The organism is Natronorubrum tibetense GA33 (assembly GCF_000383975.1).
Classification (GTDB): Archaea; Halobacteriota; Halobacteria; order Halobacteriales; family Natrialbaceae; genus Natronorubrum; species Natronorubrum tibetense.
Map to the genome: position 1 here is coordinate 833,033 of NZ_KB913017.1, position 22,335 is coordinate 855,367.

The window sequence follows — 22,335 nt, forward strand, 5'->3', positions numbered from 1 at the left end:
TATGAATCGACGGCTCGTTCTCGCGGTGCTCGCGGTCGGCTTGCTCGTCGGCCTAGCCGGTTGCTCGATGGTCTTCGGCGGTATCTCCGACGAGGACCTCGACCAAGAGCAGGAGTACGACGATCTCCGGGATAGCGACGCCGACGTCGCTATCGACCTCGAGAGCGGGAGCCTGATCAGCAGTGGCGAGTTTCGCGCGGTCTACGACTTAGAAGACAGAGAGTCGCTCTCGCTGTACAGATCCAACATCTACAGCGATCGGGCGCTCGACATCCACAGCGTCCGCTACTGGTATCCTAACGGGACGGAGGTGACGGGCTCGGAGTTGGACGTCGATCAGAGCCAGACGAGTACCGATATCCGGGTTCCGGACGGCAACGGAACGATCGCGTTCTCGGGCGACGCCGACCGCAAGTCGTTCACGCTGCCGGCCTACGTCGAGGGTTCCTACGAGGTGACGATTCCCGAAGGGCACCGGACCACCGCCTTCCTCTTCGGCGATGTCAATCCTAGCGGCTACGAACGGGAAGTCGTCGACGACCGGGAACGACTCACCTGGGACGAAGTGGATAGTACGCTCAACTTGCAGTACTACCTCACCCGCGACATCCCGCTGTTCATCGGTCTGGTGGCGGTCGTCACCACCGTCGGCGGCATCGGGATCGCGTACTACTACCGGAAGGTCAAGCGACTCCGGGAACAGCGCGAGGAGATGGGGTTAGACGTCGACATCGACGACGATTCCAACGACGGGCCGCCGCCGGGCATGAAGTGAGTCCGGCGACCCACCCGTCACTTCGTTCGGTACCGACGTGAACCGACTCGGCCTACTTTCCCAGTACACAGCTCCGATGACGAGCGTTAGCCGTGAATTGCCTGCTCGTCGAGCCAGATAACGTCCTCGCCGTCGATCTCGAGGTGTCCCTTGACGTGGGGCATATGGCCTCCCATTCGCGTCGGCTCGAGATCGCTCGGCTGGATCGTCCGCGTGATGTCGACATCATCGACGAGCCAGCCGTAGTAGGCGTCGTCGACGTCGGTAACGCGAAAGACGAGCAGTTTCGGCTCCGCGACGCGAGCCGTCGTTCGAGCCGACGAGGCAAACGCCCGCGGGAGGTCGACGACCCGCACTCGCTCGCGGCCGACCGAGACCGACCCGGCGTTCCACGGGTCGTCCGCCGTCGCCATAGACTCGTCGTCCGCCACGCCGAAGACGGATGCGACGGCGTCGGCTCTGACGCAGTATCGGTCGTCCTCGAGATCGAAGGTAAGAACGGTAACGGGGTCGTCGGAATCGTCGGGCGTTGTCGCCGATGCCATGCTGCTACGAAATTTAGCAGCGGTAAAATAAACAGTTCGGGTTCGCCGATCCGGAACGAGTAGTCGTGTGGTGACGACAACCAGCGCGGTGTGACGCGCCGTGGGAGTCAACGTTTTAGTGTTGGAATGTGATGGACGAGCAAGAACATGGTACCGGATCTCTCCGAAAAACTTCTCGGAATCGATATCGACGACGCCGACGACCCTGATCGTCGGAACGCGAACGGCCCGGACGAGGAGCAAGAGGAACTCGAACAGTTCGTCTACTTCGGGCTAGGTGAACACCGATTCGCGCTGCCGGTCGACGCGGTTCGAACGCTCGCCAACGTCTCCGAACAGGTAACGCGGGTCCCGCGGTCCCCCGACGCCGTCGAGGGCATGATCGACCTTCGGGGAGAGATCACTGCCGTGATCGACCCACACGTTCACTTTCCGGGTCTCGCGACCGACGATCAGGTCGGACGGGAACGGCTGTTGGTGTTCGACCGGCCGGCCGATCAGCAGTCAGTGGCGATCCGGGTCGACGACGTGATGGGCGTCGAAACGGTTCCCGTGAGCGACGTTCACGACGAAGAGTCGCTAGAGGAATCCCCGCTTTCGGGCGATGCACTCGCCCACCCGCTCGTGGTGGCCCTCATCGAACAGGAACGCGAGGCGACCCCCGACGTCGACCGACTCGTCTCCTCGAGTCAGCCGGAGACGTCCGTTGGGTCCAAAACCGGCGGCGAGCCCGATTCTGGCGGTGTCACCACACTGTCGCCACCGGACGGAGAGTCACAGAACGGTCCCGGATCCGCCGTCGGGGAGACTTTCGAACTCGAGACCGACGAGTCGGCCCCGCCGGAGCCAGCCGAGGTCGGCGACGGACCGACCCGGGAAGTCGTCGTCGACGGCACGCCGCTACTCGACGTCGAGACTCTGCTGTTGGCGTCCGGACAGCGACCGTAGTCGACTGAGGTCGAAATAGCGCTTTCACGAGGTCGTCGTCTGAACGGGTTCTTTGCCCCGTATTCAACGTTTATCATGACTGATAATCGAGAGACAGCATTTATGGTAGTTGTATTTCTATCAGCGTTTGGTGTACTACTGAATGTCGACAGGGGTGCTCATCGTGGACGATTCTCATTTTATGCGGAATCTTCTGAGCCAAATTTTGGAACAGGATTACCGCATTCTCGGAGAAGCGTCCAACGGCGCCGAAGCAGTCAAACTGTACAAAGAACACGACCCCGATATCGTGATGATGGACATCGTGATGCCCAAGTGCAACGGCATCAAGGCGACCGCAGCGATCAAGAAGATCGATCCGGACGCCCGAGTCATCATGTGTACGAGCGTCGGGCAGCGTGAGAAAATGAAACTTGCCGTGAAAGCTGGTGCGGACGGCTACGTGACGAAACCGTTCGAAGAACCCAGCGTCAGAAAGGCTCTCACAGACGTCGCGACTGCATGACGCGAGTACTCGTTGTCGACGACTCACAGTTCATGCGGACAGTCGTCGGCAACGCACTCACGGAGGCTGGCTACGACGTTGAGACCGCGACGAACGGGTCGGAAGCGATCGAAACGGCCGCCGCGTACGATCCGGACATCGTCACGATGGACGTCGAGATGCCCGAACTGGGCGGTATCGACGCTGTCGAGCGAATTATGGCGACGAACCCGACGCTGATCCTCATGCTGAGCGTTCATACTGAGCAGGGAACGGAGACGACGCTCGATGCTCTCGAGCGGGGCGCGATCGATTTCCTCCACAAACCCGACGGCTCCGACGGGCGAACGCTCACCGAACTCAGCAGTGAGGTCGTCGCGAAGGTCGACGAACTCGCGGACGCGAACGTGTCCTCGATCGCACTCGCTCGTGCTTCCGCGTCCGCGTACGCGACGCGAACGAACCGAGCGGACCGCGACGTGGCCACGGGACGGGCAGTCGCCGGAGCCGGAGCCGACTCGCGAGGCGGCCTCGAGGTCGGTAGCGGATCGACGACGAATCGACCGGCCGGTCCCGATGCCCGGCGCTCGTTCGGTCCGGGATCCCGAGCCGGCAGTGAGAGTGAACCCGACGACGATCCGGGACCGATCGAACTCGAGGGCGACTACGCGGACGATCCGACCCTCGTCCTCGGGGCCTCGACCGGCGGCCCGAAGATCGTCGAGGGGCTGTTCGAGCGACTCCCTGCCGATCTCGGGGCGAAAGTGCTGGTCGTCCAGCACATGCCCGAGGGCTTTACCGAACGGTTCGCCGAGCGCCTCAATCGGCTCAGCGAATACGACGTTCGCGAAGCAGGCGACAGAGAGTCGGTTCGCGCCGGCGAGGCGACGATCGCTCCCGGCAACGCCCATCTCGAGGTCGTCAACAACGTCGGCGGCCGCCTCCGCGTTCGACTCGACGACGGCGAGCGGATCCACGGCGTGCGGCCGGCGATCGATGTAACGATGCAGTCGGCAGCCGAGAAGGCCGTCGACCCGCTCTGTGGCGTCGTGCTGACCGGTATGGGCCGTGACGGAGCCGCGGGAATCGAGGCGATCAAGACCGCCGGCGGGCACACCATCGCACAGGACGAAGCGACGAGTCCGGTCTTTGGCATTCCCTGTCAGGCTATTCAGACGGGCTATGTCGACGATATCGCACCCGCAACCGAACTCGTCGAGACGATCGTCGACGCGTTCGACACGGACGGTGAGACCGATGAGTGATTATCTAACCGACTTCGTTCAGGAGAGCGAAGAACGAATTACGGAGCTGAACAACGCGTTGCTCACGCTCGAGCGTGATCCGACCGACGACGACGCGATGGAGAACATTTTCCGGGTCGCACACACGCTCAAGGGCAACTGTGGCGCGATGGGACTCGAGTCGGCGAGCGATCTCGCACACGCGATCGAGGACCTCCTCGACGCCGTCCGGCGGGACGAACTCGAGGTGACGCCCGAACTGATGGACGTTATCTTCGACGCCGTCGACGAACTCGAGACGATGGTCGACGAGGTGTCGGCCGACGGCGAGATCGACACCGACCCGACGGCGACGATCGAGGCGCTCCGCGAGCACCTCGACGACGGCATCGATTCGGCCGGGATCGGCATCCCGACGACGAGCGAAATCGAAGCCGTCCTCGAGCGGTTCGAGCCGCCGGCCGACGACGAACACGACGCCTACCTGGTCCGACTCGATATCGCGGACCGCGAGGGCGTCAACAACGGCGAACTCGTCGTCGACGCGCTGATCGACGCGTTCGATCTCATCGGCACCGAGCCACCGCGCGCGGAGATCGAAGCCGACGCGTACGGCGGACAGTTCGACGCCGTCTTCGGCAGCGCCGTCGGCGAGACCGCGATTACCTCCGGTCTCGAGCCGGTCGAGGAGGTCGACGAGTTCGAACTCGTCAACGTGACCGAGCAGTTCGAACGCGTTGCTGCCGCAGCGAGCGCGGCCGACGCGGAGTCGGGCGGCGACGGACTGTCTGCCCAGCCTGGTGAGGCGATTTCTTCGGAAGAAGCCCAGGATCTCGAGGTCGACGAACTCCTCGACGAGTTCGACGAGTTCGACGACTTAGACGAGATGGTCGAGGACGTCGGTGACGACGAACTCGACGCATTCGACGATATGGGCGACGCCGGGACGTTCGACGACCTCCTCGAGGACGATCTGGCCGTCGACGACGAGCCGGCAACCGAGTCGACCGTCGAAGCCAGCGCGGAGCCGGATCCGGGAACCGAATCCGAAGATTCGGCCGCACCGGCCGACGAAGAAGATGTCGACGACGCGAACGCCGTCTTCAACGAACTCAAAAACGAAGTCGAGATGGTCGGCTTCGACGAACTGCAGGACGAACTCGACGAGCTCGAGTTCGACGAGTTCGACGACGACGACGAGGTCGAGATGGACGAACTCATCGGCGACGAGGTCGACATCGATGACACCTCGTTCCTCGACGACGAGGAGCCGACCGAGGCTGCCATCGACGACATGCTGGTCGAGTCGGATGACGAGTCCGACTCGGCAGTTGTGACGCCGGAAGCGACGACGGCGGAGGACGAGGGCGATTCGTCGCCAGCGGACGATGCGACGGAGACCGACCTCGAGAGCCATACTGGTCTCGAGTCCGACGACAGCGATATCGCAGTCGACGACGGATCGACACCGGAGTCGGAGCCAACAGATTCGGAGCCGCCAGTCGAAGCCGAACCAGCAGCCGGCCTCGAGGCGGACGCCGTCGCCGAATCCGAGATCGATTCCGATTCGGATACCGAATTCGTGGACGACGAACTCGAGGCGGCTGCCGACGCTGAATCGGAGATCGAAGTTGAATCCGAGATAGATGCAGACGCCGAATCGGACACCGAATCCGAGACCGCTGTCGGTTCCGAACCGGACGCTACGTTCGACGATGGAGACGAGAGCGAATCCAACGTGGCTACCGAAACCGAATCGCCACCGTTGGAGTCGGAAGCAACCGAATCAGTCGACGTATCCGACGACGCCCCGTCCTCGGTCGAGGCGGGCGACGAAGAGCCAATCGGCACAGCGGACGACGGCGAAGCTATCACCGCCGACGCTGCGGACGGACTCGACGACGCGGACGCGACAGCCGAATCGGACCAAGAAACCGAGGTCGAGGACGACTTTGGGACCGCTCTCGAGGACGACTTCGATTCGACGATGTCGTTCGACGACGGCTCGGACGCGGATCCGTTCGCCGACGACGAGTTGGACAGCGACGTGTTCGACGATGATGCGTTCGACGACGAGTTGGACAGCGACGTGTTCGACGATGACGCGTTCGACGACGCCTTCGGCGACGATGCCGACTTCGCCGATGCGGACGACGGTGACCCGTTCGGTGACATCTCGGCGACACCGGTCGACGATACGTTCGGCAGCGACGACGAATTCGATGCGACAGCGTCGAGTTCGTCGGAGAGCGAGACGACGGCCACCTCGTTCGACGACGCTGCCGCCGAGACTGATGCCGACGCGGACGAGGACGTCGTCCGTCGGGTCGACGAACCGACGCTCGAGGTACCGGAGCTTTCGATTCCGGAGACGGACCAGCGAGCCGACGCCGACGAGCAGACCGACGAGATACAATCCGTTCGCGTCGATGTCGAACAGATCGACTCGCTGCTCACGCTCGTCGAAGGGTTGGTCACGAGTCGGGTTCGGCTCCGACACGCGGTGACCGAGAGCGAAGACACCGGGGCACTCGAGACGGAACTCGACGACCTGGAGGATCTGACGACGGAGCTCCAAGAGACCGTGATGGACGTCCGACTCGTCCCGCTGCAGACGGTGACGAACCGCCTGCCGCGAGTCGTCCGGGACATCGCACGCGATCAGGACAAGGAGGTCGAATTCGAGATCTCCGGCGAGGACATCGAACTCGACCGGAGTATCCTCGATCGGATCGGCGATCCACTGATCCACCTGGTTCGCAACGCCGTCGATCACGGTGTTGAACCACCGGAAGCGCGTGAGGCCGCAGACAAGCCCCGTGACGGGGCTGTCGAGGTCAACGCCACTCGGTCGCGCGACCGCGTGACGATCACGGTCGAAGACGACGGCAGTGGGCTCGATCCCGACCGCCTCCGCTCGGAGGCCGTCGAAGCCGAGATCCTCACCGAAGACGAAGCCGCCGAGCTTCCGGACCAAGAGGCCTATGAACTGATCTTCCACCCTGGGCTCACGACGGCCGACGAGGTGACCGACGTCAGCGGCCGCGGGGTCGGGATGGACGTCGTCAAACGGACGATCGAGGACCTCGAGGGGACCGTCGCGATCGATAGCGAGGCCGGCGAGGGAACGAGCGTCACGATGACGCTTCCCGTGTCGGTCGCGATCGACGACATCCTGTTCGTCGAGTGCGGCGGCGAGGAGTTCGGCGTCCCGACGAAGACCGTCCTGGACATCGAACCCGCGGACCGACTGAAGACGGTCGATGGCGAACCCGTCCTGGCCGACGGTACCGACGAGTACCCGGTCGTTCGCCTCGACGAGACTCTCGAGACGCCTCGAGCCGGTGCGAACGGGGACGGCATGCTCGTCCGCATTCGAAACGACGTTCGGCCGGTCGCGCTCCACTGCGATCACGTCCACGGCCAACAGGAAGTCGTCGTCAAACCCTTCGAAGGGTTCATGAGCGACATTCCGGGGCTCAGCGGAGCGACGGTACGGGGACGGGGGGAAGTAGTCAATATTCTTGACGTGACGACACTATAACAATGAACGAATACCCATACCCACGGAGGAACCAATGACGCTAATGGTTGACATTCGAAAGCTGAGTTTCATCAACGAAATGGCAAAGGTCGGGACGAACGGCGTCGCCGATAACATGAGTAAACTAACCGGCGAGAACGCCCAGATGGAGGTGACGAAGACGAACTTCGTCGACGTCGACGACATCGAGTCCCAACTCGACGCCGGCAAACGCGTCGGCGTTCGCGTTCGATTGCTCGATCCGCCACACGGGCACATTCTCATCCTCTTCCCCGAAGCGAGCGCGAAGAAGATCACGGCGATCATGCTGCGCGACGTCGTCGACGATATGAGCGACGTCTCGGGCAAGATGGCCCGAAGTGCCGTCGAGGAGATGGGGAACATGATGGCGAGTGGCTTCATCGACGGCTGGGCGGACGTCCTCGGCCGCGCGATCGACATCGCGGCTCCACAGCTCGTCTACGCACCGACGGGAGACATCGTCACTCGGACGGCCGGGCTCGGCGGCGACGATCTCGCACTGTTCTTCGACTCGGATCTGACCGTTCCGAGCTACCAGATCGAGGCCGAAATCTACGCGTTCCCCGATCTCGAGGAGTTCGTCGAAATGGTCAACGGCATCGAAGTCCAACCCGCATGAAACTCGACGTCAACGCACTCGGAACGTTCTATCGAATGGCCCGGGAAGGTGCCGGGCTAGCCGCGGGTCGACTGACCCACATGACGGAGGTCGAGACACAGGTCGGCGTTACGAAGCTCAACTTCATGCGCGGCCGCGAGATTCGTCGCGATTTCGAGGACGCAAACGAGAAAGTCGCCGTCCGCGTCAAGCTCACCGGCGCTATCGAGGGCTACTCGATGGTCGTCTTCGAGCGCGAGAACGCGCTTCGAGTCGTCGAAACACTGCTCGCGGAATCCGATTCGAAGACCGATATCGACGTCGAAGCGGGCGAGTTCGACGAGATGACACAGAGCGCTGTCACCGAAGTCGGCCACATCATGAACAGTGGGTTCATCGACGGCTGGGCCGACGTCTTAGAGACCGTCATCGACGTCTCGACGCCCGAGTTCGTCGAGGGCGTCACGGCCGAGCCCTTCTTCGCCGACATCGACGAGACGCCGGACCAGGACGATCTCGCCTTGCTCTTCCAGAGCAGCATCGAGACCGTCGGCACCGAAGTCGGCTTCAGCCACTACCTCTTCCCGAAGCGAGAGTCGATGGCCGCACTCCTCGAGCGCCTGCGGACCAGCGGCGGTATCGAGTACGACAAACTCGACGGCTTCGACCGAATGGCCGAACGCGGTGCCGAGGAGGTCGCCAAGACGGCGACGACGCTGACCGGCATCGACACCAGCGTCGAGATTCGACGATTGAACTTCGTCTCGCTCGAGGCGATTCCGGAACAGGTCGCAGACGAGACGCTGGTCGGCGTCGCCTTCGAGTTCGACGGGATGCCCAGCGGCTATCTGCTCTTCCTGTTCGACGAGGAGTCCGCTCACGAGATCGTCGACGCGATGGTTCCCATGGAGGTCGACGAAGACGGCTTCGGCGAGATGGGAACGAGCGCGATCAAGGAACTGGGCAACATCATGGCGAGTGGCTTCCTCGACGGCTGGGCGAACGTCCTCGACACGACGATCGACCACTCGACGCCGGAATTCATCCACGATATGGGTGCCGCAGCGGTCGACCCCGTGATCATCCAGCTCGGGGAGAATCAGGAGTTCGCGTTCGTCTTCGACACGGTCGTGATGGCCGACGGTCGAGAGTTCGACTGTGAGGTGTACGCGATCCCCGACGAAAACGACCTCGAACGTGCGCTGAACAACCTCGATGTCGATCGGATCGAAGAGACGCCGACGACGGCAGAATTCCAGGAACTCGAGAACTCATGAAGACGTACGGATCCGAACCGGGCGCGCCGACGCCGGTCCAGGTCGGCATCTCCGAACTGGTCGTCAGCGAAGGTGACGATACGCTGAAATCCTACGGGCTGGGCTCGTGTCTCGCGGTTGCACTGTACGATCCGGACAGCGACATCGGCGGGTTGGCCCACGTCATGCTGCCGGACGGCGACGCCGCCGATAACAGCGACCGGAAACCGGGCAAGTACGCCGATACGGCGATCCGTGCGCTGCTGCGACGGATGGTCGAACAGGGTGCCAGCTACACCACCGTCGAGTCGAAGATCGCGGGCGGCAGTGACATGTTCGAGTTCGAGAGCTTCGGCGACGGCGTCGGACAGCGAAATATCGTCGCTGCGAAGGAGGAACTCGAGAAACTCGGCGTTCCCCTTGTCGCCGAAGACGTCGGCGGCGAGTACGGGCGAACCGTCGAGTTCACCCCAGGTACGGGATCGCTCGTCGTCAAAACCGCCGACGAACGCGCCGAGAACGGAGTGACGGAACTGTGACCGACGACGCGTTCGATGCCCTCCTCACGTTCGTCGAGGACGAACTGGCGTTCGCGACGAGCCACTACAACGACAGCTACCTCGATAGACGCGTCTCCTCGCGCATGCGCCGGACCCGAAGCGATACCTACGCCGACTACCTCGAACTGCTGCGGGCCGATGCCGACGAACAGCAGGCCCTGCTCGAAGCGATGAGCATCAACGTCACCGGTTTCTTCCGAAATCCAGATGTCTGGGCCGGGATCCGCGAGGTCCTCCAGTCGCTCACCGAGTCCAACGAGACGGTCCGCGTCTGGAGTGCGGCCTGTGCCGACGGTCGCGAACCGTACTCCGTCTCGATGCTCGCACACGATGATCCCGACATCGACGAGTCATCCATCCGGGTCCTCGGCACCGACATCAGCGAACCCGCACTCGAGACGGCCCGAAACGGCGTCTACGAGGAGTCCCGAACCGTTGACTTCGACGATCAGCTCTCGTTTCTCGACGAGTATACCGATTACGTCGAACAGGACGACCGAATCTACCGGATCGCAGAGGAGGTCAAAGGGACCGTAGAGTTCGAGCGCCACGACCTGATCAACGACGACCCGAAGACGGGATTCGATCTCGTCATCTGTCGGAACCTGTTCATCTACATCGACAACGAGTACAAAGAGCCGATGCTCCGAACGATCGCCAGATCGCTTCGGGAGGACGGCTACCTCGTCATCGGTAAGGCAGAGACGATCCCACCGACCCTGAAGTCCGCTTTTTCCGTTCGTGACGCCCGACTTCGGATCTACCACCGAGAGCCCCTGGAGACGAATCGACTCTCGCGGGAGCAATCGCAGTCCAATACGTAACTGTCGGCTACCGCACCGACCAACTCGACCGCGTTTCGGCCGCTCGTGGTGGGCGACGTTCCGGCCACTGAAAGACACACGGATGCTTACATACCGGTACGCCGAATACCACCGTAGATGAGTGTACTCGATCTCGACGCGTACGTCACCCGGTCACGTGCGCTCGTTGACTCGACGCCGCCGTCGACGCGTCGGGAAACGCGCACCTGGCTCGTCGATCCCCTCCTCGAGACGCTGGGTTGGGACGTCCACGCCGACTCGTGTCTGACCGATACGATCGTCGACGGGACCCGTCTCGAGTACGTCTGTTCGGTCGACGGCGTGCCCGCGATGCTCGTCGCCGTCGATCCCTTCGGTGACTCCCTCGAGAAGTCTCGCGCCGTCGCCTTGCTCGAGACGATGGCGTGGACGGGGATCGACCGGGCGATCTACACCGACGGCCGCGACTACCTCCTGCTCGCCGGGACGACCGACGTCGAACGGCTGGCCTGTCGGCTCTCCTCTCTGTCGGATCACGAATCGGCCATCGCTCACTACACGCACGACGCCGTCGGTCGGTCCCTTGAGCGCCACTCTCGGGAGTTCGTCGCTCGCCAACTCGCTATCGAACGATCGAATCTGGCCGAGGCGATCGTCGACGAGTTGACGGACGCTACCGAACAAGGTGAGGCCTACGCGAGCGAGTTCGAGTCCGCAGCCGATCGCTTTCTCGAGCAACTCGTCGCCTCGTTCGCGGACGGAGGGTCCGGCGGTGCCGTCGCGGAACTCGACTCGGCCGGCAGCGACGATGTCTCGGTCGAATTCTCCGATCCATCGGCTTCGGGAGCCAAGCCGGACGGGTCGACTGGCGAACGCTCGACATCGCTGGGCGAGGGCTACATACAGCGTGACCGAACCGACGAGTCGACGTCATCGGGGGAAGCCGACGAGGCACGGACCGACGGGACGGACTCGAGGGCAGCCGACGCGACCGAGTCCGACTCCGTAGCCGACGCCGGAGCCAGCACGGAGTCCGAACCCACCGACTCAGATGTGGCGCACTCGTCCGACGATACGGACGACAAAACCGAGTCCGAAGGCGACGGTGAGTACGTCGTTCGGTTCTTCAACGACCGCGGCTCGGTCGGCGCGATCGGTCACTCGAGTGCGGACCAAGCGCTCGTCGCCACCGCGGAGTACCTCTTCCAGCGGGGGCTCTCGGGCGTCACCGTCCCCTGGCATCCCGACGAAGATGAAGACGAACGCGCCGTCCTGCATGAGTCGCCGACTCACCCCGACGGGACGCCCATGTCCGAGCCACAGCAGCTATCGAACGGACTCTACCTCGAGACGGCCGGCGACACCGACGAGCGTGCGGCGCGTGTCGACGCGCTGGTGGCTCGAGCCGGCTTGCGGGCGATGTTGACCGGTGACTGGGAGGAGTGAGGTTGGCTCGAGCAGTCTGAAAAGGGTCTCGAGATCAGAACGCAATTTCAGTTTCGACGATTGTTACGACAAGTCGGTCGATGCCATCGCACGTCCCCTCGTCTTCATCGTCGTCCCACTCCCAGCCGTTACTCTTGAGAGCGGATTCCCACGCAGTGTCGTACTGACCGTCCGCACTGTTGGCCTCGATCGAGATCGCATCGCCATCATCAACGTCAATAACGGTGGAATATCTCTCATCGACGCTCATCGTGACGCCGAGTCCCTCGCTACTCCGTATCGAGTGGTCTCCACCGGTGATACTGACCAGTGAAATGATCGCCGTCCCGTCATCCTCTTCGTTTCCGTTACAGGTGATTCGTGGCTGTTTTAGGACGGCGCTCCCGGTCTCATCCGCACGGACGAGTCCGCCACCCTCGTAGGCGACCGATTCGCCGCCGTCGTGGTATCTGAACTCGCCCAGATTGATCAGATCATTGTCGGGGTTGTACTCATCTAATTGGTCCACGACCGGATCGTCGTCAATTGTTATATTGAGCGTCGTCCCGTCACCACTCGTCGTCACCGTTCCCTCCCGCATCGAAATCTCGCCGTAGCGCTGATCGACGCCGCTGTAGCGCAGCACGTCGTTGAAATTGTCCGAGAGCGCGTCCATCGCTCGCTCGGCATTTTTGAGCTGTTCGTTCTCCTGATAGTCGTGCATCGCCTGAAAGCCGACGGTGTACAGTAGCCCGACCGAGACGAGGATCATCCCGAAGACGAGCACGAACGCGACCACTTCGGAAACGCCTCGATCGTCGAATCGCGTGTTCGGACTCGAACCGTCTCGCCGATCGATCATCGGTCACCACCAGCGAGCGTGATTCCATCGTCACTATCGTACGTGATCTCAATCGATCCACCCGTTACCGAATTCCCTTCGAGTTCTCTTTCGACCGCAATTGGGACGTGGACCGTCACGTCGACATCGTGTGATGACAGCTCGAGGCAAGGTCTACTATTGTGGATGAGGGGAGCCTCGTCGTCGCGACAGTTCTCGAGTAACTCGACGGTATACTGAGAGTTCGAAATCGTTCGCGGATGGTCCGCGACGAGGGTCACGTCGTCATTTTCGTCTGCCGCAATCCGGTCGACATTGTCGATTTCACCGGCGAGTCGCTCGCCGACGGTCTCGAGCGAAGTTTCGGTCGATCGCTCCGTTTGCGAATCCAGCATCGCATTACCGGCCAGCAGCAGCATCGCGATAAGGATCGTCGTGATCGCGATCGTCAGGACGTGAGTGAGCGCAACGGACATCCCGCGGTCGGTCTCGCGTGCTGGACCGATCATGATGGGCACCCCGCTTCGATCGTCCGATTCTGCTCGTAACTGAGATCAGTTGAGTCGTACGTTATATCGACTGTCGCATTTTCTCCGGGATAGATATCACCTTCGGTAACATCGATATGTACTGCTGTTGGACTCGAATGAGCTGTCGAATTCTGGTACGTTCCCGCAAATGCCGTGATGTTCTCTTCGACTTGGCTACTGTCCCCTTCTGTCTTCTCGAGAAGACAACCGATTCCCTGGGTAATCTCGAGTTCGGTCTTCTCTGCCGTAGTCGCACTTTGACCCGTATCGGCCGACGAGAGCGTCTCAGTGTAGAGGACGCCGTTGAAGATGACGACAACGCCGAGGATAATGAACGCGAGTGTGATGGCACCGATGAGAATTACCTGACCGCGGTCCGGTGTGTCGTCTGTCTGCTGATCATTATTGCATCTCGGCGTGAACGAATCATCACTCACCATATTGATATACGGACCTCCACGACGTTGTAGATCACAGCGTCTTCGTCATCGTTCGCTGGGGGAATTGGATAGTTCGCGTCTTCATCACTGATGTTCATATTGGAATCTGTGGTCAAACTATCGTTTTCGTACAGTGTAACGGTGTAGCTCGCCGTTACGGACTCTGATTCACCCTGGTAGACGAGATCCTCACTTTCATACTCACCCTGGCTCCCGTTCCAGTAGACGAGTTCGACGTTGTAGCTCATGCCACTCTCTGTGAATCGATCGACCATAATCTCGCCAAGCACGAACTCGTCGTAAAATTCCGAGTCAGAATCACTAGTTGCTTGATAGTCTCCTTGACCGTTATCGTCGGCATTCTGGAACTCCTCATCTTCGTGATCCCAGTAGCGGATCATTTCGGAGAGATTCTTCTTGTCCTCGTCCGCCGTTGCAGCGATCATCAGCGCGTCCTGGGTCTCCTGTTGCATCTGCGCTTCGACCGTCCGATCTGCTAGTCCGCCTGTTGTCGGCGTGATGACGATCGATTGTAGCGCGAACAGGAGTGCCATCAGAACAACCATCGCGCTAATGAATCCCTCGAGGGTGTAGGCCTGTCCACGATCAGTTGTAGTGTTGTCTCGCATGATATCACCAGATCCGTACGACGAGTCGACACGCTGGCTCGCACTTGTCAGGGCCGTCCTCAACCGTCACGATCCGAGCCGAACTGGCCGCCGACTGGTCGTCGTACTCAGGTCCGAACCCGAAGCCCTCAATCGTCGTACTCCCGTTAAGCGATTGCAAACTCACGTTCACCCGTTCGATGGAGTCATTGTCCTGATTCGTCCTGAGACCGAGTCGTTCGACTTGATCGTCTTCGAGGCCGTCGGCATCATTCCAGCTTATTTCGTTCGGTGTCTCGGATACCGAAAGGTTGTGTACGACCCGATCCGCAACCCGATCGGCCTGTGCCGTCTGCCCACCACTCGTCGACGAATCGAACGGCGTCAGCATCGTCGGGAGAAACGAGAACACGAACGCGACGGCGAGGATGAACACGCCGATCCCGACGATGAAATCCTGCGTGGTCTGCCCGCGGTCACGCAGCGAGAGCGACACCGTCCGTGGCCGGGGATCTCGAGTTCGTGTCCGAGTGGGTCGTCGATCTCGAGTCATCTTAGGCCACCAGTGTCCAGCCGACGAGGGCGATCGTCGCCAGTCCAACGGAGTACTTCAGGCCGCTCAAGATGTCGGCGTCCCGGATGTAGCCGCAGATGAACCCGGAAATGATCGCCTGCATCGTGACGGCGTGGAAGAACAACACCGCCAGCATATCGACCTGAATGTTCTCGCTCAGGTCAGCATCCGCGAGTTCTCCACCGCCAGCACCACCGGCATCTGCGGCGTCAGCATCCCCACTACCGGCTTCCAGTCCCGCCATCGTATCGATGAACTGCGTCTTGAGGATCGCGATCACGGCGAGGACGGTCAGGAACGTCATGATGATAATCACGACCTGCATCCGGGTTCGGGACTTCCGTTCCCGTTCGATATCGTCGTGATTCTCGCTGGCGCGTGCGGCCGTTCGGAGCACGTCCGAAATCTGGTTCGACGCCTCTTGGGCTTCGGTGATCAGACGAGTCGTCCGGGCGAGTCGGGGGATGTGGTACTTGTTGTTGAACTCGAGAAGCGCGTCCTTCAGGCTCGTCCCGTAGTTGACCTTCGTGTGCATCATCTCGAACTCGCGAGCCAGTTTGCCGCTCGTCGTGTCCGAGACGGCCTTGAGCGACTCGAGCAAGGTCAGCCCGGTGTCGTTCGAACTCGAGAGTTTGCGCAGGTCCTCGGACAGCTGACTGACGACGGCGTTTCGGTGGCGAACGTTCCACTCGCGGAAGACCGCAAGCGGAATCGCGATGACGTACAGCGGGACGTAGATGTAGAGGAACGTCCCCCAGATGGGGTTGTCGAGGAGTTGCTCCCACGAGAGCGGTGCCGAGCCGTTCATCATGGCGGTCGCGATGATCACGAGCGACGCCGGCAGCGTCAACGCGAGCGTGAACAGGGGGTTGTCCCGGAAGAAGATGTGTGGCTTCTGAAGGACTTCCATCGTCTCGTAGGTCCCCTCGCGGTTCTTGATGCGGTCGAAGACGCTGTGTTCGCCCGTGAACTGCTCGACGAGCCCGAGGTTGAGCAGCCCCTGATCGCGCGGGGTTTCGATGCGGCGATCCTCACCGCCCATCGAGAGGTAGCCGTCGCCCGGCTCGTCGTGTTTGACCGTCGAAACCAGCACCAGAAACCCGATTCCGGTCAGCGGAATCAGGCCGTAGACGGTCATATACAGCATCTGGTTCGAGACCTCCGCGTCCGGAATCATCTGCATGACGACCATGATGATGATCAAGAGCAGCGGGAACAGCGACAGGGTCATGTACATCTCGCCGAACAGTTCGAGCGTCTCGAGCGTGAGCTCCTGTTCCTGCTTGGCGGTTCGCATGTGCTTTTCCTTTTTGTCCTCGAGGAAGTTCTCCATGTCACCGCCGCTGTTGACAATCGAGAGCATGTCCGTCAGGAACTGAGAAAGTTCGTCGCTCGGCGTCTCGAGTGCCTGTGTTCGGATCGCGGTTCGGTAGTCGACATCGAAGTACTCGGTCTCCTTGACGATGCTCTGGAACTCCTTTGCGACTTCACCGTAGGTGTCGTCGGCCTCCGCCATCGCCTCGATAATCTCGAGCTGATTGAGGCCGCCGACCGACAGCGCGTACATGAACGAGACCGAGTCAGTCATCAGCATGTTGATCTCGCGCTTGCGGGCGGATGCGCGGGAGTACGGAATCGCGACTAGCGAGCCAAAACCGAGGGCGAAACCGATCGAGCCGAAGATGAGTCCGGTGACGAAGACGAGCGCCGGCACCCGAAGCAGTTCGATGATTTCGAGGGCCAGTTCGCTGCTGACCGGGAACCCGAGGATAGTGTCGACCTGAATGAGACCGGTCGCAAAGAGGGTGTATCCGAGGAGGAGTCCGAGTAGCCACAGTGCCAATCCGCTGATGAAGCCGATCCCGAGCGCTCGAGAGAGATACAGTTCGACCGTATCAGTCATCCGAGCCTGGGCGAGTTTCGTCTCGACGTCAGTGACGAACTCGCTGTCCTCGCTGAACAGCCGGTCGTACAGGGGATAGAACGTATCGCCCAGGACGTCGGAGCTACCCGACACGCCACCGGAGCCCCCGCCGCCGGTTTGTAAGCTCATGAATCCGTCTCCTCGCTATCGTCGAACAGCGATCCGTCATCGCCGTCGTCGTTTTCGTCCCGTTCAGTGTCGTCGGGTTGCTTGAAGATCGAATCGTCCGTCTCAGTTTGCCCGGCGTCGCCGAACAGCGATCCGTCGTCGCCGTCCGGCACGTCGTCATCGTCGTCGGCGAAGATGGGATCGGCGTCGTTTTCGAATATCGATTCCGACTGGTCGACGTGCTCTCCGTCCGGTTCGCCGGACGATTCCGCCGCTGGTTCGTCGGGTGCATCGCGAGATTCGTCGTCCAGCGACTCGGAGGGGTGGTCATCTACCGACGGCTCCACGTTCTGATCGCTGTCAACCGTGGCTCCGCGCTCGTCCGTCGCCTGCTCATCACTGCGGCTGTCGTCAACAGCTCGTGCCGTGTCGGGTTCGTTCGAGTCCTCGAGTTCGTTCTCTGCCGTCTCGTCCGCCGACGGCACGTCCAGTTCGATCGTCGGCGCCTCGACACTCTCGGCGTCATCCGAATCGTCGGTCATCTCCGGCGCCGAGTCGTCGGTTTCCGCCGCCGTTGCGTCGTCAGTGGCCTCGATCTGGTCGCTGAAGTCGCCTGCCGCTTCGTCGGACGCGTCGGGATCGAAGATCGACTCGAGGTCGTCCCCGGGAAACATCGAGTCGAAGTCGGAGGTATCGGGAGTCGCCTCCGACACGGATCCGTCCGCCGGAGACGTCGTCTCACCGGCGTCGAGTCGATCGATCGTCTCGCCCATGTCGTCGAACAATCCGCCCATATCACCGTCTTCGGGGTCGTCGGTGGGGAGGACTGTGGTGTCGTCGTCCGACTGTGAGACGGCCGACGCCGATTCGGTCTCCGAACTGGTCGTCGCAGCGGGTGGCGATTCGGTTTCGGCCGGCTCTTGGCTAGCCGTGTCGAGGCCACCCGTTTCCGCACGCCGATCGGCGCCACTCGCGGACGAACCAACGGCGGAATCGGCGGCCGTTGCTTCGGCAGCCGTCCCGCCGGTGGCACTCGCGCTTCCGTCGTCCGACCCGATATCGAAGCCGGTGTCGTCACTGAGCCACGCCGGTTCGGCGTCTCCCTCCTGCGAGCCGGCCCCGAACCCGCTCGAGCCGTCGCCGAGTTCCCACTCGTCGTCCTCGATGGTCTCGTCGACCTCGCCGGCGAACTCGAACTCGTCGGCGTCGGCGCGGTCGACCTCGATCGGGTCTGCCTCCTCGACCTCGCCGAGCGAGCTCGCGAGTCCGCTCGGCACCTTGCCACGGTACTCCTCGAACAGCGACTCCTCGGCTCGCTCGAGAATGTCCATCGAGAGGTTGTACGTCTCGTCGCTCGCGTCCGGGCGGGGGACGAGCTCTTCTTTTTCGGGGTCGACGTCGATCAGGACGCTCTCCATCTCCCGGAGGTCCTCGAGACTGTCCTCGAGTTGGCCGTTCGCGATGAGCGTCAGGATCGTGTCCGGGTCGTTGATAAAGGCCTGGGCGGTCGCCGCGACCTCGGCGTACGTGTTCAACCCGTTCTTGATGAGGTAGGCGAGGATGACCTCTCGTTTGAACAACTCTTCTTCGAGTTTCTCGTTGCTCCAGCCGCGGTCGAACTGGATCTCCTCTAAAGTGTTCGAGTCCCCCATCTTGAGGTACTCGTCGGTCTCGGCCTGCCACTGGTAGACGTCCTGTACGTTAATTTCGTCGTGTTCGGCCTCGTAGTGGTTAATCTCCGTGAGGGATTTGTTTCGCCGAACCTTCCGGCCCTGCACGCGGGTCTGGGTCTGGATCGAGACCAGATCCAGCGCGGTGAACATCGTCTTCGAGACGTTGATCGGGTCCGTCGTGAAGCGCTTGAGGACTTCGTCCACGGAGTCGGCGTGGAACGTCGTGTAGGTGGTGTGACCGGTCGACATGACCTGAAAGAGCGTCCGACCCTCCTCACCACGAATCTCACCCATCACGATGTAGTCGGGCCGCTGACGCAGTGCGGCCTCGAGCAGGTCGAACTCGTCGACGTCACCCTGCTCGTCGTCCGAGAACGAGGGTCGAGTGACGCTCGCGATCCAGTTTCGCTGCGGAAGCTCGACCTCGCGGGTGTCCTCGATGGAGACGATCTTCGCGCTACTCGGGATGAACAGCGAGACGGCGTTCAGCGAGGTCGTCTTCCCGGATGCGGTACCGCCAGCGAAGATCAGGCTCTTATGGTTCTCGATGCAGAGCCAGAGGAAGGCCATCTCGTCTAAGCTAAAGGTGTTCCAGTTGATGAGGTCGATCGGAGTAAAGGGGACGTCCTTGAACTGACGGATGGTGTAGTTGGTCCCGTGGTCGGACACCTCCTTTCCCAGCGTCAACTGCGCACGCGAGCCGTCGGGCAACGTCGCGTCGACCTGCGGGAGCCGTTTACTAATCCCCTTACCCGAGCGCTGGGCGAGTTTGACGACGAAGTCGTCGAGTTCGTCCTCGCCGTGGTAGATGTTCGAGATGATCTGCTCGTACTCCGAGTGGTAGACGAAGACCGGCGAGTTGTAGCCGTCGACGGAGATGTCCTCCACGTTGATGTCGTGTTTGATCCCGTCAATGCGCTCGTAGCCGATGAAGTTCCGTTTGAGCTGGTAGAGCAGCTTCTCGACCTGGTACTCGTTTAAGGTATCCGGGTCGTCCGCGAGAATCGCCGGCTCCGGTCGAACCTCGATCCCCTCGAGCTGTGTCGGTCCCGACGCTTCCTCATCTTCCTCGTCGCTGTCGAGCAAGTTCTGAAGCGTCTCGAGGATGCCCTCCTGTGTGCTCCCGGAGGTCTTCTCGAAGAGGTCGTACCGTTTCAGCAGGCGCCGTGTTTCGTCTTCGATGACGACCCGCCGGCCGTCCTCAGTCGCTTTCTCCTTGATTCCGTCGTCGGAGTACTTGATCGCCGTCCTGAGTTTACCCGAGAGGAACTCCTGGAGTTCGATCTCGATTTCGTTCAGGTACGGCTCGATCATGTAGTACTTCTTTTCGTTTTCTTTCTCCGAATGGAAGATGATCACGTACGCGTAGGGTTTGTTCACCCAGTAGCGCTCGACCTCACGGAAGTGGGTCTTCTTGTCCATCGGGACCGCCTTCTCGAGGTCGTAGCGGTTCGAGACGGTGGTGTTGCCGTCGGCCGTCGAGAAGAACTCGTCTTCCTCGATATCGTCCTGAATATTGACGGTCCGCTCCTCGACGAGTTCGTCCAGTTCCATCGCGACTTCGTCACCGGCGAAGAGTCGCTGCTCTAAGGTGTCTGGATCGAATCCGAGATCATCCTCTTTATCGTGGCGAACGATTTCGCCGTCACCATCGCGCGGCCGGGAGCCATCCTCCTCGTAGTAGTACTCCCACTTGTGATGTTCCCACGTCCAGACGTCTTTGGTGACTGGCGTCGTCTCCGGATCGACATAGTCGAGAAAGGTCTCCTGAAGTACGTCGGCGTTGTCGCCGGCGACTGGCAGTAGCTTCGATCGTAGATCGTCCGGTTGAAAGCCGAGATAGGCCGCCGGATCGAACTCGACCTGTTCCCAGTCGTCCCCGCTCGGAACAGTCTGTCCTGCCGATTCGTCGGTCTCGAGCCCGAGTTGATCATCACCCGTGGGTTCGTCGGGATACAGCGTCGAAATCTCGTCGCCGTACCCGTGCTCATCCATGAACTCTTCCCACGTGTATTCGCCGACGCGAGCGCCGGGACTCGAATCCGAGTCCGCACTCGACGCGTGAGACCGGTTGTCCGCCGACCCAGGGTCGGATGCCCCCTCATCAGAAAAGTCCCCGGCATCCGACTGGTCGGCCTCGTCAATAGCCATTGTCGTCACCCAAACGCTTACCCTTCAAAAAATTCATCCACACATTACCACTTCTGATAACTCCGCGCACAGGGCTGTGTGCCCGTTGTATCGCCACGTGTATGTTTGTTGCCATTACTGTAGACACAGTACGATCACTCCGGTTGATTACCCCTACTTCTCTGACGATACTATTTATAATGTTGGACGAAATTATCGATCGAGTCGACTCGAGCGCACGATCGATTCGCCCCCGACTGGGTGAACGGGTGCGGCCGGGGAGAACACATATGCGGCCGGCACCAGTATCGATCGACCGATGAACACAACGCAGCAACCGGCTCGAACAGCCGAGGAACACCGTCGAAGCGCGTCCACCCTGCGGGACGAAACGGACCCGTCGCCTGAACGGGTGAGCACACGATGACCGAGCAGTTCAGCCTCGAGGGGCGGGTCGCGATCGTTACCGGCGGTGGACGCGGCATCGGCCGGGCGATTGCGCTTGGACTCGCGGACGCCGGCGCCGCGGTGGTGCCGTCGGCGCGCTCGGCCGACGAAATCGAAGGCGTCGCGGACGAGATCGAGGCAAACGGCGGCGATGCGATGGCCGTCCCCGCCGATGTCACGGATTCGGACGCCGTCACCGACGTGATCGAGCGGGCCGACGACGCGTTCGGCGGCGTCGACGTCGTCGTCAACAACGCCGGCTTCAACCCCGACGACGCGCTCGGCCGGCCCGAGGACGTCGCCACTGAGAGCCTCGACCGCGTCCTCGACGTCAACCTCAACGGCGCCTACGAAGTGACGGCCGCGGCGGCCGACCACCTCCACGAAAGCGACGGCGGATCGGTGATCAACGTCGCGAGCGTCGGCGGTCTCGTCGGTCTCCCCCGACAACATCCCTACGTCGCGTCGAAACACGGCCTCGTCGGTCTCACGAAGAGTCTCTCTCTCGACTGGGCACCCGAGGTCCGGGTCAACGCCGTCGCGCCGGGCTACGTCTCGACGGAGCTGACCGAGGACCTCGAGTCAAACGACCGTCTCAGACAGTCGATCATCGATCGAACGCCGCTGGACCGATTCGCCGAACCCGACGAGATCGCCGGCCCGGTCGTCTTCCTCGCCAGCGACGCCGCGAGCTACGTGACGGGGGGCTGTCTCGCGGTCGACGGCGGCTGGACGTCGCGGTAGTCTGCGGACCAGCCCGCCGAGCTGCAATTTCCCTTCCACCAGTAGCCTGGGTATCAGTTTCCACAACCAGTGTATCCATTCACCCGGTGCCAGTGAAGCATCGTAAATGTATT

At 61.5% G+C, this 22,335-nt stretch carries 19 protein-coding genes; 11 read left to right on the forward strand and 8 right to left on the reverse strand.

All coding sequences use genetic code 11. The annotated features are described in order from the left end of the window. The first annotated feature begins 1 nt into the window (after window position 1). Entirely contained in the window at window positions 2-775 is a 774-nt protein-coding gene (locus tag NATTI_RS0104400) for a DUF5803 family protein (RefSeq protein WP_006089261.1), read from the forward strand. Between the two features lie 86 nt (window positions 776-861). Here the strand turns inward: NATTI_RS0104400 and NATTI_RS0104405 are convergent, their stop codons facing one another. Further along, window positions 862-1,320 carry a chemotaxis protein CheW gene (locus NATTI_RS0104405; protein ID WP_006089260.1) on the reverse strand — a complete coding sequence of 153 codons (459 nt, stop codon included), beginning with the start codon at window positions 1,318-1,320 and terminating at the stop codon, window positions 862-864. A 147-nt stretch (window positions 1,321-1,467) separates the two neighbouring features. Here NATTI_RS0104405 and NATTI_RS0104410 point away from each other — a divergent pair, with 147 nt between their 5' ends. From NATTI_RS0104410 to NATTI_RS0104450, 9 genes are all read left to right on the forward strand, one after another. Next, the gene (locus NATTI_RS0104410; RefSeq protein ID WP_006089259.1) at window positions 1,468-2,268 is read left to right on the forward strand and encodes a chemotaxis protein CheW; all 801 of its coding nucleotides are present in this window, start codon (window positions 1,468-1,470) and stop codon (window positions 2,266-2,268) included. Window positions 2,269-2,410: 142 nt separating this feature from the next. Next, window positions 2,411-2,773 (forward strand): chemotaxis protein CheY, encoded by a 363-nt coding sequence (gene cheY, locus NATTI_RS0104415; protein ID WP_006089258.1) that lies wholly within the window; start codon window positions 2,411-2,413, stop codon window positions 2,771-2,773. Continuing rightward, window positions 2,770-4,017, forward strand: a complete 1,248-nt coding sequence (cheB, locus tag NATTI_RS0104420; RefSeq protein ID WP_006089257.1) for a chemotaxis-specific protein-glutamate methyltransferase CheB — start codon at window positions 2,770-2,772, stop codon at window positions 4,015-4,017. The genes cheY and cheB overlap by 4 nt, the downstream gene beginning before the upstream one ends. After that, the gene (locus tag NATTI_RS0104425) at window positions 4,010-7,540 is read left to right on the forward strand and encodes an Hpt domain-containing protein (protein ID WP_006089256.1); all 3,531 of its coding nucleotides are present in this window, start codon (window positions 4,010-4,012) and stop codon (window positions 7,538-7,540) included. Before cheB ends, NATTI_RS0104425 begins: the two co-directional genes overlap by 8 nt. A gap of 34 nt (window positions 7,541-7,574) precedes the next feature. Next, window positions 7,575-8,180, forward strand: coding sequence for a chemotaxis protein CheC (locus NATTI_RS0104430; RefSeq protein WP_027119055.1), 606 nt, complete (start codon window positions 7,575-7,577; stop codon window positions 8,178-8,180). After that, entirely contained in the window at window positions 8,177-9,436 is a 1,260-nt protein-coding gene (locus NATTI_RS0104435) for a chemotaxis protein CheC (protein WP_006089254.1), read from the forward strand. Before NATTI_RS0104430 ends, NATTI_RS0104435 begins: the two co-directional genes overlap by 4 nt. Next, window positions 9,433-9,954, forward strand: coding sequence for a chemotaxis protein CheD (locus NATTI_RS0104440; RefSeq protein ID WP_006089253.1), 522 nt, complete (start codon window positions 9,433-9,435; stop codon window positions 9,952-9,954). Before NATTI_RS0104435 ends, NATTI_RS0104440 begins: the two co-directional genes overlap by 4 nt. Further along, window positions 9,951-10,799, forward strand: coding sequence for a CheR family methyltransferase (locus tag NATTI_RS0104445; RefSeq protein WP_006089252.1), 849 nt, complete (start codon window positions 9,951-9,953; stop codon window positions 10,797-10,799). Before NATTI_RS0104440 ends, NATTI_RS0104445 begins: the two co-directional genes overlap by 4 nt. A 117-nt stretch (window positions 10,800-10,916) precedes the next feature. After that, window positions 10,917-12,224 carry a hypothetical protein gene (locus NATTI_RS0104450; RefSeq protein WP_006089251.1) on the forward strand — a complete coding sequence of 436 codons (1,308 nt, stop codon included), beginning with the start codon at window positions 10,917-10,919 and terminating at the stop codon, window positions 12,222-12,224. A gap of 34 nt (window positions 12,225-12,258) precedes the next feature. On the opposite strand, the gene NATTI_RS0104455 is transcribed toward NATTI_RS0104450, so the two are convergent. From NATTI_RS0104455 to NATTI_RS0104485, 7 genes are read right to left on the reverse strand one after another with little or no spacing between them, the layout of a single operon-like run. After that, the gene (locus NATTI_RS0104455; RefSeq protein ID WP_006089250.1) at window positions 12,259-13,065 is read right to left on the reverse strand and encodes a DUF7289 family protein; all 807 of its coding nucleotides are present in this window, start codon (window positions 13,063-13,065) and stop codon (window positions 12,259-12,261) included. Beyond that, on the reverse strand, window positions 13,062-13,553 hold the full coding sequence (locus NATTI_RS0104460; RefSeq protein WP_006089249.1) for a DUF7266 family protein: 492 nt from the start codon (window positions 13,551-13,553) through the stop codon (window positions 13,062-13,064). The genes NATTI_RS0104455 and NATTI_RS0104460 overlap by 4 nt, the downstream gene beginning before the upstream one ends. Continuing rightward, a complete protein-coding gene (locus NATTI_RS0104465) occupies window positions 13,550-14,014 on the reverse strand; it encodes a hypothetical protein (RefSeq protein ID WP_006089248.1) in 465 nt (154 codons plus the stop codon). Before NATTI_RS0104465 ends, NATTI_RS0104460 begins: the two co-directional genes overlap by 4 nt. Further along, complete coding sequence (locus NATTI_RS0104470; protein ID WP_019991632.1) at window positions 14,008-14,643, reverse strand: DUF7288 family protein; 636 nt, start codon at window positions 14,641-14,643, stop codon at window positions 14,008-14,010. Before NATTI_RS0104470 ends, NATTI_RS0104465 begins: the two co-directional genes overlap by 7 nt. Window positions 14,644-14,647: 4 nt before the next feature. After that, window positions 14,648-15,175 carry a DUF7287 family protein gene (locus NATTI_RS0104475; RefSeq protein ID WP_027119056.1) on the reverse strand — a complete coding sequence of 176 codons (528 nt, stop codon included), beginning with the start codon at window positions 15,173-15,175 and terminating at the stop codon, window positions 14,648-14,650. A gap of 1 nt (window position 15,176) precedes the next feature. After that, a complete protein-coding gene (locus NATTI_RS0104480) occupies window positions 15,177-17,249 on the reverse strand; it encodes a type II secretion system F family protein (protein WP_006089245.1) in 2,073 nt (690 codons plus the stop codon). Beyond that, on the reverse strand, window positions 17,246-21,052 hold the full coding sequence (locus tag NATTI_RS0104485) for an ATPase, T2SS/T4P/T4SS family (protein WP_006089244.1): 3,807 nt from the start codon (window positions 21,050-21,052) through the stop codon (window positions 17,246-17,248). Before NATTI_RS0104485 ends, NATTI_RS0104480 begins: the two co-directional genes overlap by 4 nt. Before the next feature lie 402 nt (window positions 21,053-21,454). Here NATTI_RS0104485 and NATTI_RS0104490 point away from each other — a divergent pair, with 402 nt between their 5' ends. Continuing rightward, window positions 21,455-22,222: an SDR family NAD(P)-dependent oxidoreductase gene (locus NATTI_RS0104490; RefSeq protein ID WP_006089243.1), complete on the forward strand. Its 768-nt coding sequence runs from the start codon at window positions 21,455-21,457 to the stop codon at window positions 22,220-22,222. Window positions 22,223-22,335 lie beyond the last annotated feature (113 nt).